This window comes from Lysinibacillus sp. K60, from assembly GCF_019731275.1.
GTDB classification, from domain to species: Bacteria; Bacillota; Bacilli; order Bacillales_A; family Planococcaceae; genus Lysinibacillus; species Lysinibacillus capsici.
This window is the reverse complement of the sequence record NZ_JAASJR010000003.1, coordinates 132412-145185: the sequence shown is the minus strand read 5'-3', so window position 1 is coordinate 145185 and position 12774 is coordinate 132412. Positions and strand designations below refer to the sequence as shown.

Sequence of the window (12774 nt, the reverse complement as noted above, 5' to 3'; positions counted from 1 at the left end):
TTAAATTACACCACCAATTCTAAAAATATTTCTTCTAAGCTTTCTTGAAGATCAAGATCAAACTTTGTAAATAGTACATTTGAATCCAATCCGTACTGTAGCAATCGATGGGCGTCTGCTTCCAAGTGATTGACATATACTTTAAAACCATCCCCACAATTTTCGACTTTCTTTACATAAGGTAAATTTTCAATCGTTGTTAGCCATTTTACATCTTTATTTTGAACCGCTAAAAAGATAGCTGAATCTTGATAGCGATTTAGTAACTCTAATTTTGTTGCATCTTCTATTTTGTAACCATTTTTAATTACCACAAAGCGCTCACAAACTTCTTCCGCATCGCCTAAAATATGTGTAGAAAGTAGTATGGTCGTTTCTTTTTTTATATCTTTTAATAGATTCAGCACTTCACGTCTACCGATTGGATCTAGGGCTGATACGGGTTCATCCATAATGATGAGAGCTGGCTTGTGTAATAAAGCTTGTGCGATACCAAGACGCTGTTTCATACCTCCTGAAAATGTTCCAACATGAGCATGTGCTTCTTTCCCTAAGCCTACCTTTTCCAGAAGAATTGGGATATCTTTTTGTAATTGATTTTTCGAAATACCCGAAAGTGTCCCCATAAAGGCTAAAGTTTCTGATGCTGTCATCCACGAGAAGAAATTAGGATACTGTGGTAAATAACCAATATGATTTTTCATCTTTGAAATTTTTTGTCCATCAAGTACAATGTCCCCTTCATCTGCATAAAGAATATCAGCAATGATCTGAATTAATGTGGATTTCCCTGCCCCGTTTGGTCCAATAAGCCCTACACATTCATTCGAATCAATAACCATTGAAAAACTACTTACTGCCGTTTTCTGTTTAAATTTTTTCGTTATATTATTAATTTCTAAGCGCACGTTTATTGACATCCTTTCTACCTATCACGAAATATAGAACAGAACCAATTGTATTAAAGAACAAAATAATAATTGCCCACATTAGTATGTTTTCTCTGCTATCTCTATGTTTATATAAATCTATGAGTGCAACAGTGATAAGTAAAAAACCTACGAGTACAAATGGTAAAAGGATTGGTAGTATGCTTGCCCAATCAATTTGATTTAAGTCTTCAAAACCATAGTGTAATTTCATTTTTATAACCCCTTTCATTATCATTATCAATAATGATAACAAAAGAATGAAAAAATTTCATTACCTTTTTACTGTACATCTTTAAAAAAACGCTATAGTATATTTTTTGATAATGTTCTCAAATTGATAACATTTGAATGCTTCCCTTGATACTATCTCATTTTCTGGTAGGAGGATCGGTTTATGCGAAATAAAGCAGAGGTATTAATGCACCCTGTGAGAATGAAAATTTTACAAACTCTGATGCACAATAAAGAAGAGGGTTTAAGCACATTGGAGATGATTTCTGTCATTAAAGATGTACCACAAGCCACTCTATATCGTCACATCCAAATTTTAGTCGATGAAAATATTATAAAAATTGTGAAAGAGCGAAAAGTTCGTTCTGTTACAGAGAAGTTTTATGCATTAAATGAAGGAGCAGCAAAACTTAGTAAGGAGGATTGGACGCAACTCACAACCAAGCAAAAATTAAATTATATTTCCTACTATCAATTGGCTTTACTATCTCAATATCAAAATTATTTACATTCACTTGATGAAAAAGAAAGCACAACAGATTTAGCAACTTTTTCTTTAATCGACCTAACGTTAACGGACGATCAATTCAAAAACTTTGAAATTGAATTAAACGATTTATTAACTAAATACTATAATATGACCGACTCAAATAAAGGTTTTGAAACTAAAACAATTGCTTTAAATATTATTCCAAAACCTTAGGTACTATTGACGTAAAGAAATGGAGAAGATTTATGAAAAAAGGAAAGTCACTAGAAAATATACGAAAATTAATTATGATCATTATTGGGGCAGTTATAGCCGCTTACGGACTAGAGGCCGTGTTAATTCCGAATGCTGTCATTGATGGCGGTGTAACAGGTCTTAGTATTATGGGCTCGCACCTCTTTGGTATCCCATTAGGCGTACTGCTCTTTGTCTTAAATATTCCGTTCATTTATATTGGCTACAAGCAAGTTGGAAAAACCTTTGCCTTAATGAGTAGTGCTGGTATTGCAGCTTTATCGATTTCTACAGTGCTTTTACATGACGTCAAAACCATTTTAGGCCCAAATGATCCCCTCCTAATTGTTTTATCTGGTGGTATGCTTCTTGGTGTGGGGATTGGGATTGTCCTACGAAATGGTGGCGCTTTAGATGGCTCAGAGGTTTTAGCTGTACTATTGTCACGTAAGATTCCATTTTCAGTCGGCGATATTATATTATTTATCAATGCCTTTATTTTCATAGGGGCAAGCTTTATCTTTGGCTTAGAGAGTGCTCTTTACTCAGCGTTAACTTACTATATTGCCAAAAATGTTATCGATATAATCCAAGTTGGTTTAGAAAAATCAAAAGAAGTTCGTGTGGTTAGTGGAAAATCCGAGGAGATTGGAGACGCTATTCAAGCCCGCTTAGGCCGTGGTGTTACCTATACACATGGACGTGGTGGTTTCTCCAATGAACCAACAGAAATCTTAAACTGTGTCATTAACCGTATGGAAGAAAATAAATTAGTTTCGATTATTAAAGACATCGACGAAGGCGCTTTTGTTGTGATTTCTGATGTATCAGAAGTTCGTGGTGGTAACTTTAAGAAACGAGATATCCATTAATTTCAAAGTAAGTAAGGCGCAACATACCTTACTTACTTTTTTTAGGTGCTTCTATCATATTTTATGCCACCTATTAAACATAATCCTCCCAGCATTACAACTAAGGAAGCCCCAACTAAGGCGTACTGATAGCTATTTGTGTAGCTTGCAAGTGTTCCTGCAATGGATGGACCAATCATTTGTCCGAGCGCATAGCCAGCGGTTAAATAGCCTATCATTTGATGACTATTAACTGGTGCAAGTTTCCTCGCTAATGTTGTACAAACAGTTGTAATTCCCATAAAGGTTGCCCCGAAAATAAAGGCACTAGCATAAAGGGTCATCGAACTTGTAGCTAACGCAGGTAAAATAATACCTATCGCTTGCAGTAGCATAGAGATGAGCAAAATTTTCACATAGCCATAACGCTGTGCTAGCTTAGACCAGACGATACATGAGGGAATTGCTGCAACACCCACAACAAACCATACAAAGGCTGCATCTCCATGAAAGCTTGTCGACTCCTGTGCAATTGATACAATAAATGTACCTGTGACAATATAGCCAAGTCCCTCTAAGCTATAAGCGATGATTAACCATTTCATCCAAGACTGAGGAGGCGTTTTCTGTGAAATTATCTGGCTTTCCACTAGTTGTTTACTTGGTGTAATAGGCTTGATGAATAGCACAATCAAGACAAACAATACAATACTAAATAAAGCTAATACGATCCAAGTTCCATTCCAATGGAAAACTGCTTGGATTGGTGAAACAATCACCGCACTTAATGCAATCCCTACTCCCACCCCACTGTAGAACAGCCCCGATAGATGCATATGACTACTGCTAGCTAACTGGTCTAGTATTAGGCTTGTTATAACAACAAAAATAAAAGCACTCACAACCCCCGAGATAAATCGTAATAAATACCAAATGATGATTGCATTTGTAAAGCCCATGAAGGCTGTTGTTAAAATGCTGATAACAAGGGTAATTTGCAAAAAGAGGATTCGTTTATTCCCTATTGGTAAACGGCCTGCCACCCAGGCTCCAACCAAATAGCCTAAGTAATTACTCGTTGCTAAGTAACCTGCTGTTGCTCGGCTAAATTCAAAAGCTTCTTGCATATAAGGTAAAATAACCGTATACGAAAAACGGCCGATCCCCATAGCGATTACTAAAGCAAAAATGCCCCCGATTAAATATCGTACTGTTTGCTTGTGCATATCATCACTCCTTCTATTTCACTATATCGAATATCTAGGTATCAAAAATAGATCCAATTCTTTATAATAAGTATCAATAAAATTGATAGCTGGAGGACATATGAATATTAATGATTTAACGATTTTTCGAACAGTCGTCCAAACAGGTAGCTTTTCTAAAGCTGCCACGGCACTTAATTACACGCAATCCAACATCTCTATGAAAATACAAAGTCTTGAGGCACTCTACGAAACAACCTTTTTTTATCGTGGACATCGAGGGATACGGCTAACTCCAAAAGGAGAACAATTCTACGAGTTAGTCCTAAAAATGCTTCATCTCTATGAAAAAACCTTTGAGATCATACATGATACGGAGGAACAACGAGGCGTTTTACGAATTGGTTCAATGGAAACAACTGCTGCATTACATTTACCAACTTTGTTAAGCACATTTCATCAAGCGTATGAACAAGTGGATATCACCATATTAACAAGCCCTTCTCAGCACAATATTGAACGGGTTGAAAACTATGAACTAGATGGCGCATTTGTTACTGGGCCTGTTTATAAAGAAAATATAATGATGAAAGAGTTTGTCTTTGAAGAGCTTGTTATTCTCACTTCTAACAAGCATAAGCCTATTAAGCATCTACAGGATTTAGAGGGAAGCTCCGTGATTACATTCCGCCATGGCTGTTCCTATCGAGCCATCTTGGAACATTGGTTACATGAAGAAGGAGTTCGACCACAAAATCGAATGGAGCTTGGTACGCTTGACGGTATTATTGGCTGTGTTACTGCTGGGTTAGGTATTACCTTACTACCACGTGCCATTGCAGAAAAACACATGGCAACACAAGCATTAACTTTGCACAAGATAAAGAACAAGCAAGCACATATTCCTACATGGTTTATTTATCGTAAAGACGAAGTACAATCCCCCATCCTAATGTATTTTTTAGAAGCCATAGAAGCTTATAACTATCCGACAGTTTGAGGGTTCTATCCGTCAGTTTTGAAATTCTATCCGTCAATTTTAGGAATTTATTCCGTCAGTTTAATAATTCTATCCTTCCCCGAAAAAAAAAGCTGTTCAGCAGATTATCTCCTCTGAACAGCTTTATATTAGGCAATAACGGTTTCCGCTATGTTAGAAGCATGATCACCGATTCTTTCTAAATTACTCACAATATCCGCAAATACAATACCTGCTGAACCTGAGCAAACTCCTTCATTTAATCGCTTAATATGCAATTTACGTAAACGTCTCTCCATATTATCAATTTCATTTTCTTTTTCTATCACTTGCTGTGCTAAGGAAAGATCACGCTTATCAAGTGATTCAATAGACATTTTCACAGTTTCTAATGTAAAAACAAACATATCCTCTAACTCCTGCATCGCTTGTTCACTTAAACGAACGCGATTACTATCCTTGTATTGTAGAAGCTCAATTATATTTTCTACATGATCACCAATTCGTTCGATATCACGAATATTTTCAAATAATGCATGGTGCACTTGGGAATCATGGGTTGATAAAGATTGTTTTGATAACTCCACTAAATATTCCGTTGATTTGCGATCTAAATTATTAATGGCTTCCTCCAATTGGTTGACCTTACCTATTAACTTAGCATCATCCGTTTTCAAAATCTTTAATGTTTCTTCTAGACCTTGAATACTATACTCGCCCATGCGTACTACTTCCATTTTTGCTTGACCTAATGCCACTGACGGTGATTTGATAATTAAATTTTTATCCAAAAATTTTGGTTTGTATTCAATGATTGAATCTTCGCCCGGAATTAGTTTCGTTACGACATAAGCCCAAACACCTATGAATGGTAATTGAATGATTGTATTGAGGACATTAAACGTTCCATGTGCAAAGGCTATTTGCATTTTCGGCTCTAAATTGAGCACCCCTGCAATCCATTCCACATAGTTCGTAAATAATCCTAATATGAGCATAAAGATAATTGTACCCACTACATTAAATAGTAAATGTGTGGCAGCTGCTCGTTTTGCTGCAATGGAAGCACCTAAAGCTGCTAGGATGGCTGTGATCGTTGTGCCAATATTATCTCCAAACAAGACAGGTAATGCCCCATGTAATGTTATCAAATCTTCAGCATAAAGCCCTTGTAAAATCCCTACTGTAGCCGAGGAAGATTGAACAACCAGAGTGAATATCGTTCCTACTAATACGCCTAAAATCGGCACATCAGACATTTGTACAGTTAAATCTAAAAATGGTTGCCAATCTCTAAGCGGCTTCATTCCACCACTCATCAGCTCTAAACCAATAAATAAACCTGCAAAGCCAAATAATACTTGCCCCATATTTTGAATGAAACTTTTCTTAAAGAAAAATAAACATATTGCGCCCACTGCCATAATTGGATATGCGTAAGCACCTACATCTATTCCTATAATAAATGCTGTAATGGTTGTCCCAATATTAGCACCCATAATCACGCCAATTGCTTGGCGCAGTTTCATAAGTCCTGCGCTCACTAGTCCAACGGTAATAACAGTCGTACCTGAACTTGATTGTATGAGAACTGTAACTACAATACCAACTAGTACACCCATTAATGGGTTTGTTGTAAATTTATCTAAAATATCTCTTAGTCGATCACCTGCAGCCTTCTGCAAGCCATCTCCCATAAATTTAATAGCGAAAAGAAATAAGCCTAACCCTCCAAGAAATTGGAAAATCATCTCCTGTACATTGATAGCCAATCTATTCAACCCTTTCCTTGTTGTCAGACTTTATTATTAATAGTTTTAAGCTAGCTGTACATATCATTTACAATGGATTAAATTAATATTTACACTCCCTTTACAATTAGTCCAAAAAACGGACATATTCAAATCAAATTCAACAAAAAAACAAACAAAAAAAACATGAAAAAATCTTCAATCAGATTTTCACATGTTTTCTTTTGACGACTGTATGCATTTCCATTAGGCTGTAATTAGACACTGAAGGGAGTTTTTTATGGATATTTTTATCGCTAGTAACCGCCAATTACCTATCCGCTACTATGTGCAGGAAGCAATTTGGATTCGACGTGGCGGTAGTATTAAGCTACCAGATTTAACACTGCCATTTTTCGTCGAGGTAGAGATTAAAAATCAATATAATTTACATATTATTGCAGATTATATTCTGGACTTTCAACGACAATACAAGCAGACAGAAATCCAATTATTAATCAGAAACACAGCTACCCTAGCAACCCTACAAGATATGCTTTCACAACATAAACAAATACAACATGCCATTACTATTCTTCCATTGTAGTCAGTTATGAAGCTGCTAATGGCAATGTGATAATAAAGTACAGTGTCTCGTTTTTGTATTTTGCGTGAATCGTTCCTCCGTGAAGCTCCACTATGCTCTTCGCAATCGCTAATCCAAGCCCTGAGCCCTCGGTTACATTTGTTCTCGATTGATCTTTTTTATAAAATCTCTCAAATAAACTAGCAAGCTCCACAGATGTAAAGGCATCACTTTGGTTCGCTACACAAATACGCACATGGTTTGCTTGTCCATCAAGGGAAACCATAATTTTCCCTTCAGCTGTACTATAATTGATGGCATTGATGAGTAGATTATCAAATACTCGTACAATTTTTTCCGAATCCAGGGCAGCAAAAATTCGTTTCTCTGGAAAATTTTTTATAAAAATACGTTGTTTCTCCTCTGCTATTGGTACTAATTCCTCCATTAGTTGTTCGAGTAGCTCATTTATACAAACCTGTTGTCGCATTAAAGTATTTTTATCATTCGTGAGCTTAGTATACTCAAATAAATCGTCTATTAAATTTTTTAATTGCTCGGATTTAGAAAAGGCTATTTTCAAATATTCGTCATATTGCTCTTTCGTCTCATACTTCTCCTCTCTTAATAAACGCAAATAACCCATGATTGAGGTAAGAGGTGTTCTAAGGTCATGTGAAACATTTGTAATGAGCTCGTTTTTTTGTTGTTCAATTTTCCTCTCCATCTCGATACTTGTCATAATTTCTTCTGCCATTTGATTAACATTATCCGTGAGTAAAGCAATTTCATCCTGGCCTTTTTTCTCAATACGAAAGGCTAAATTTCCTTTTGCGATTTCCATAACCCCCTCCGCTAATGCCTCAATTTGATTCATTTTGCGTTTTGTTATAGAGAAAAATGATACGATAAACAACATAACACCAATGAAAAAAGGTATGGGGCCTTCATTCGTACTTGTGATGGCTTCTCCTTGTGGAAGCCCACTAACAAAGAAATAATAATTTTTATCTTGTAAAGTTAGTGGCACTAATGTTGTAAACTCCTCACGAGACGTTTCGATCACATGATAGGCATTTTCAAAAGGTTGATTCATTGTAAAGTCCATGACATGCCTTATCTCTTCGTGCAAATCGATTTGTTGCTCCTTCACCTGCTTTGTTTTATATAAGATCTTCCCTGTCTCATCTGTGACGACTATTTTTAATGCATTATCCTCATTTTCTATTTTTCCATTTTCTTGATCGATCAATTCTCTTAATGCTTTAACACTATTTTCTTGAGTTGCCATTGCTGCTGTATCCTGCGCATGATAATACATCAACTTCATACTACCACTATAATCCACAATCACTGTCTCATTGATATTCTCAAAAAATGGCACTATTGCACGTGCCACTAAAAAACTGCCGAGTGCACATAATAAAAACGTTGTAAATAGTTGAATACGAATGCTACGTTGAATATTATTTTTTATTTTCGCACCAATATGCTTCAGAAACCTTGGGATCTTTAAAAGCCTAAAGAACTTTTTCAACTTTATACCCTACTCCCCATACGGTTTTAATATATTGTGGATTCCTTGGATTTGTCTCAATTCGCTCTCGAATTTTTCGAATATGTACCATTACAGTATTTTCCGATTGAAATGCTTCCTCTTTCCAAACTTTTTCATAGATTTGCTCTGCACTCATGACAATGCCAGGATTACTAACAAGCAATTCCAAAATAGCAAATTCCCTAGGTGTCAGCTTTACTCTTTCATTGTTAACAAAAACTTCATGTGTCGCCGTATTGATACGTAAATCACCAACTTCCAGCTCCTCTTTATAGCTGCTATGTAAGCCACTCATTTTCAGATAGCGACGAAGCTGTGATTTAATGCGGGCAATCAGCTCTAACGGATTAAAGGGCTTCGTCACATAATCATCAGCACCTATTGTTAAACCACCAATCTTATCCATATCTTGAGATTTGGCAGTTAGCATAATAATAGGCATTTCTGCTACTTCTCTTACCTTCATACACATTTTAATGCCATCTACTTTAGGCATCATTAAATCCAATACAATTAAATGTACTTTATGCTTCTTTACTAACTGTAAACCCTCTTCTCCATCACATGCCTCTAACACCTGAAACCCCTCATTTTTCAAATAAATTGAAATCAGATTTCTTATCTCTTTTTCATCATCTACAATTAAAATTGTTTCATTACTCATCTAATCCCACCATTAATCAAATATTTTCCATTCATAATGTTCCTCCATTTTAGCTATTTTTTAAATTTCCGTATATAAAAATAATAAATACAGCTAACAGTCACGATGAATAACCCAAAGTAAATACCATATTTCGTAGCAATAACAGAAATATATTCAATTTGACTGCCGAACAATAAACCTAGTGTAAAATAAATCAATGTCCAAACAAAGCCTGTTGTATAGGAAAATAAGGCATATGTTTTAAAAGGCATATTATTCATTCCCACCAAGTAAGGGAGAATATGTCGAACAATTGGAATAAAGTAACTCAGGACTAATGCAAAACGTCCATATTGATCTAACAATTCTTTTGATTTAGATAAGTACTTTGCCTTTTTCTTTTTCACAAGTTTATCGAGTACACGATGACCAAACAGTTTTCCAAGTATAAATCCTAGAGAAAGCCCTGAAACAACGCCTAAATAAGTAAGTAAAAAAGATTTCCATATGACCAATTTTCCTAGCGAAGATAGAAAACCACCACTCATGACAATCATTTCATCTGGTAGCGGCATGCCTATGATCCCTAGCCATAAACTAAAAAACAAAGCAAAATAGCCATATTGTTCTATAAATAATAAAAGATCCTGTAGCTCCATTAGCTGACCCTCGTATTTCCTAACCTACAGCTCAATACATACGCTGGTGGCATATTGATCCATACTTTCTCATGTGAAATATCCTGAAAATAGGTTTGAAAAAATGATTTTTTCACAAGTGAATATTGGAAAGTAATGAATTTTCCATTATACAAACAATCCCTCACATTTCTTAAAATGCAACACGATACTTCCGCCTTTAACGATGTAAATGGCAGTCCAGAAATAACATAATCTATATTTTCGATATTTAAGTCCGTCAAATATTGCTTCAAATTTTCTGCTGAACCATGGATCACTACAACATTAGCTACATGAGCAAATTGCCTACGCAGTTTCTCACAAAAAATCGCATTATGTTCAATGAGAACAAGCCATGTAGCTGGCTTTTTTCTTTTCACAAGCTCCTTTGTAAAGGCCCCCATCCCTGGGCCAAGCTCTATAATGCATTGAGCCGTTTCAAAGCAAATAGGTTGCACCATTTTATGCGCTAATTTCTTAGAACTAGGTGATATGGCGCCTATTGTTTTTGGATGCTTTATAAATTCAGTAAGGAAGGTGATAAGCTGCATTTCGTTGTCTCCTCGCTTTGCGTTCTTTATTGATGGTTTTAACTATAAAGAGACTTTCTTAAAGATTTGCAAGGAGAATTCTTAACTTTTTCTTAATAATTGACATTATTTAGTTAGTAGATTAACACGATACCCTATGGTGAAAACAAAAAAAGTCGCTCACTTTTATTCATGAGTGACTTAATTGCTTAATTTCTATATTCATCTTCATTTTTCGCTCATAAAATTCCATTTCATTAGTATTGAACTCACACCAAAATCATGAATATACGCATATTGACGCTCTATTAAAGAATGGAATGAAGGTGCACATTCAATACCAACGACAGCAAAGCCTATAATGAAACATCTGGATCACAGATTCAACATTTTTAAAAACTGTTGGCCCTTTCATAGCTTGTTCTTCGTGCTCTTCTGCTCACAAGATGATTAAACACAATATAATCTTCATTTTTAGGTGTATCCTCTTTTCTTAACAGCAGTATAAAGACATGATCCTTTCTTATATAACTAATTGTTATTTTCATCATTTACTTTATTTCCCATGATTCCGTTATTAATCCCTCTTATAATTAATTGCCCTAAAACATAAAAGAATGAAACAAAGATAATGGCTACATCTCTTCCAAAAGGCTTAAACCAACTTCCATCATCATCTATAAAAAAATGGCCTAACATTAAAGACAAAGCAGTCATTAAAAAATTTAGGACAATGAACAAAGGTAGATGATCATTTCTAGATACTATGCCAACTCCAATGATGAAAAAAAGAAATAATGGAAATAAGAAGCTAGCCTCTTGATTTGAGAGGTGGCTATTATACTCATAAAAATGAAATAAAAACGGAAATGGAAATAGCGACAAAATACGTTGAATAAATCTTTTCATTTCAGCTACACCTTGATAAAAATATAATATGATTATTAAAGTGTAATTTTACCCTAAAAATAATCTTTTATCTATAAAAAATAAAATGTATAGGACGGTAATTCTTCTGCATTAACTTCCTCCTGAACATCAGTACAATTTCCCTTAAGGTTCATAAAAGATTAAAAGGTACTTCGTTCTAATGACAATTTCCTACATAAAATAGGCATACAATTGCTGCCAATCGAATAGAAACCTATATAGAGACCATTAGTCATGGGAAAAATAAAGTGGGGTGTGTAAGGATGCTTAAGGTAAATGATGCAAAAGAAATGGTACTTGAAATTGTGCAAGATGACCCATTGTATGTTGCACTGCAACATACACCTTTAGAGGAAAACCTCTATAATGATGGGTATTTAGCAGAGATCGATGAATCGAAACACTATACAATTGCAGAAGTCGCGGGCTGGTTTGATATTACAGACGCCATGCTTCGCTACTATTTAAAGCCGTTTGAACAGTATATTTTTGACAATGCTTCGCCCAATACAAATAGTAATATTCGTTTAAACCTACCTGCTATATTGAGATTGCGCATGATTTTATTATTGAAGGATGAGTATCGTGTCAGGGGGATTAAATTATTGCTAGGTATTGATGATAACGGACAGCTGCTGAAACACCAAATTACCGCAACGACCATGGATTCTGAGGATTTATCACATAAAATTGATTTGCTTGGAAACGTCCTACAGCAGATGATTCAAACAGGTCTTTTTCAGATTTTGCCGAATGAAGAGCAAGGGACGTTACAAGTTAACATTAATCAGGACTTTCTTGACAAAAACATTCAACGTTTTTCGACCGATTCTGCCCTTCAAGTGGAAGAAATTCAAAAAGAAACGTTGGAACTAAAGCAGGAAAATGAACATCTTCAAAAGCAAATTACCGAGCTGCAAGAAAATAGCGTGAAAGACATTGTACAAAAGATTAGAGAGCGTCATATAGAAAATGAAATCGTTTCTACATTACGAACAGAAGCATTACAGCAATATTCCCAAAATAATAAAATCGGTTTTTTCACCAAATTTTTTAAGTCCGCACAAATTGAAATGGACAAAGAGCAATTCGTTCTAAGCTATATTTCAAAGCATTTAGAAGAACGTTTAGAAATTGCATTGAACGATTATTATGATAAGTAAACTAGAGCAATGGAGAGCATGAGTGAGAC

14 protein-coding genes are annotated in these 12774 nt (G+C 35.3%); 5 read left to right on the top strand and 9 right to left on the bottom strand.

Annotated features, from left to right (window positions below):
• Positions 1-5 precede the first annotated feature (5 nt).
• Positions 6-908 carry an ABC transporter ATP-binding protein gene (locus HCH28_RS08055; RefSeq protein ID WP_221680533.1) on the bottom strand — a complete coding sequence of 301 codons (903 nt, stop codon included), beginning with the start codon at positions 906-908 and terminating at the stop codon, positions 6-8.
• Positions 892-1143, bottom strand: coding sequence for a PLD nuclease N-terminal domain-containing protein (locus tag HCH28_RS08050; protein ID WP_004232404.1), 252 nt, complete (start codon positions 1141-1143; stop codon positions 892-894). Before HCH28_RS08050 ends, HCH28_RS08055 begins: the two co-directional genes overlap by 17 nt.
• A gap of 183 nt (positions 1144-1326) precedes the next feature.
• On the opposite strand from HCH28_RS08050, the gene HCH28_RS08045 reads away from it, so the two are divergent.
• Together HCH28_RS08045 and HCH28_RS08040 are read left to right on the top strand one after the other, a co-directional pair.
• Positions 1327-1866 carry a transcriptional regulator gene (locus HCH28_RS08045; RefSeq protein WP_221680532.1) on the top strand — a complete coding sequence of 180 codons (540 nt, stop codon included), beginning with the start codon at positions 1327-1329 and terminating at the stop codon, positions 1864-1866.
• Positions 1867-1898: 32 nt separating this feature from the next.
• Positions 1899-2759, top strand: coding sequence for a YitT family protein (locus HCH28_RS08040; protein WP_221680531.1), 861 nt, complete (start codon positions 1899-1901; stop codon positions 2757-2759).
• Between the two features lie 41 nt (positions 2760-2800).
• Here the strand turns inward: HCH28_RS08040 and HCH28_RS08035 are convergent, their stop codons facing one another.
• A complete protein-coding gene (locus tag HCH28_RS08035; RefSeq protein WP_221680530.1) occupies positions 2801-3964 on the bottom strand; it encodes a YbfB/YjiJ family MFS transporter in 1164 nt (387 codons plus the stop codon).
• A 100-nt stretch (positions 3965-4064) separates the two neighbouring features.
• Between HCH28_RS08035 and HCH28_RS08030 the strand changes: the two genes are divergently transcribed.
• On the top strand, positions 4065-4943 hold the full coding sequence (locus HCH28_RS08030; protein WP_221680529.1) for a LysR family transcriptional regulator: 879 nt from the start codon (positions 4065-4067) through the stop codon (positions 4941-4943).
• Positions 4944-5071: 128 nt separating this feature from the next.
• Here the strand turns inward: HCH28_RS08030 and HCH28_RS08025 are convergent, their stop codons facing one another.
• Positions 5072-6673 carry a Na/Pi cotransporter family protein gene (locus tag HCH28_RS08025; RefSeq protein ID WP_221680874.1) on the bottom strand — a complete coding sequence of 534 codons (1602 nt, stop codon included), beginning with the start codon at positions 6671-6673 and terminating at the stop codon, positions 5072-5074.
• Between the two features lie 280 nt (positions 6674-6953).
• Between HCH28_RS08025 and HCH28_RS08020 the strand changes: the two genes are divergently transcribed.
• A complete protein-coding gene (locus HCH28_RS08020; protein ID WP_221680528.1) occupies positions 6954-7259 on the top strand; it encodes a hypothetical protein in 306 nt (101 codons plus the stop codon).
• Positions 7260-7263: 4 nt separating this feature from the next.
• On the opposite strand, the gene HCH28_RS08015 is transcribed toward HCH28_RS08020, so the two are convergent.
• The 5 genes from HCH28_RS08015 to HCH28_RS24985 all read right to left on the bottom strand — a co-directional run bounded on the left by HCH28_RS08015 (position 7264) and on the right by HCH28_RS24985 (position 11561).
• Entirely contained in the window at positions 7264-8775 is a 1512-nt protein-coding gene (locus HCH28_RS08015) for a HAMP domain-containing sensor histidine kinase (protein ID WP_221680527.1), read from the bottom strand.
• The gene (locus HCH28_RS08010; RefSeq protein WP_221680526.1) at positions 8759-9460 is read right to left on the bottom strand and encodes a response regulator transcription factor; all 702 of its coding nucleotides are present in this window, start codon (positions 9458-9460) and stop codon (positions 8759-8761) included. Before HCH28_RS08010 ends, HCH28_RS08015 begins: the two co-directional genes overlap by 17 nt.
• 53 nt (positions 9461-9513) lie before the next feature.
• Entirely contained in the window at positions 9514-10101 is a 588-nt protein-coding gene (locus HCH28_RS08005; protein WP_221680525.1) for a DedA family protein, read from the bottom strand.
• Complete coding sequence (locus tag HCH28_RS08000) at positions 10101-10673, bottom strand: class I SAM-dependent methyltransferase (RefSeq protein ID WP_221680524.1); 573 nt, start codon at positions 10671-10673, stop codon at positions 10101-10103. The genes HCH28_RS08005 and HCH28_RS08000 overlap by 1 nt, the downstream gene beginning before the upstream one ends.
• 510 nt (positions 10674-11183) lie before the next feature.
• On the bottom strand, positions 11184-11561 hold the full coding sequence (locus HCH28_RS24985; RefSeq protein WP_255600962.1) for a hypothetical protein: 378 nt from the start codon (positions 11559-11561) through the stop codon (positions 11184-11186).
• A gap of 284 nt (positions 11562-11845) precedes the next feature.
• Between HCH28_RS24985 and HCH28_RS07990 the strand changes: the two genes are divergently transcribed.
• Positions 11846-12745 (top strand): hypothetical protein, encoded by a 900-nt coding sequence (locus HCH28_RS07990; RefSeq protein WP_221680523.1) that lies wholly within the window; start codon positions 11846-11848, stop codon positions 12743-12745.
• Positions 12746-12774: the final 29 nt, after the last annotated feature.

Excerpts from the sequence above, each read along its gene's own strand:
- HCH28_RS08050 (WP_004232404.1), bottom strand. The coding sequence starts at position 1,143 with ATGAAATTACACTATGGTTTTGAAGACTTAAATCAAATTGATTGGGCA.
- HCH28_RS08045 (WP_221680532.1), top strand. The coding sequence starts at position 1,327 with ATGCGAAATAAAGCAGAGGTATTAATGCACCCTGTGAGAATGAAAATT.
- HCH28_RS08040 (WP_221680531.1), top strand. The coding sequence starts at position 1,899 with ATGAAAAAAGGAAAGTCACTAGAAAATATACGAAAATTAATTATGATC.
- HCH28_RS08035 (WP_221680530.1), bottom strand. The coding sequence starts at position 3,964 with ATGCACAAGCAAACAGTACGATATTTAATCGGGGGCATTTTTGCTTTA.
- HCH28_RS08030 (WP_221680529.1), top strand. The coding sequence starts at position 4,065 with ATGAATATTAATGATTTAACGATTTTTCGAACAGTCGTCCAAACAGGT.
- HCH28_RS08025 (WP_221680874.1), bottom strand. The coding sequence starts at position 6,673 with ATGATTTTCCAATTTCTTGGAGGGTTAGGCTTATTTCTTTTCGCTATT.
- HCH28_RS08020 (WP_221680528.1), top strand. The coding sequence starts at position 6,954 with ATGGATATTTTTATCGCTAGTAACCGCCAATTACCTATCCGCTACTAT.
- HCH28_RS08010 (WP_221680526.1), bottom strand. The coding sequence starts at position 9,460 with ATGAGTAATGAAACAATTTTAATTGTAGATGATGAAAAAGAGATAAGA.
- HCH28_RS08005 (WP_221680525.1), bottom strand. The coding sequence starts at position 10,101 with ATGGAGCTACAGGATCTTTTATTATTTATAGAACAATATGGCTATTTT.
- HCH28_RS08000 (WP_221680524.1), bottom strand. The coding sequence starts at position 10,673 with ATGCAGCTTATCACCTTCCTTACTGAATTTATAAAGCATCCAAAAACA.
- HCH28_RS24985 (WP_255600962.1), bottom strand. The coding sequence starts at position 11,561 with ATGAAAAGATTTATTCAACGTATTTTGTCGCTATTTCCATTTCCGTTT.
- HCH28_RS07990 (WP_221680523.1), top strand. The coding sequence starts at position 11,846 with ATGCTTAAGGTAAATGATGCAAAAGAAATGGTACTTGAAATTGTGCAA.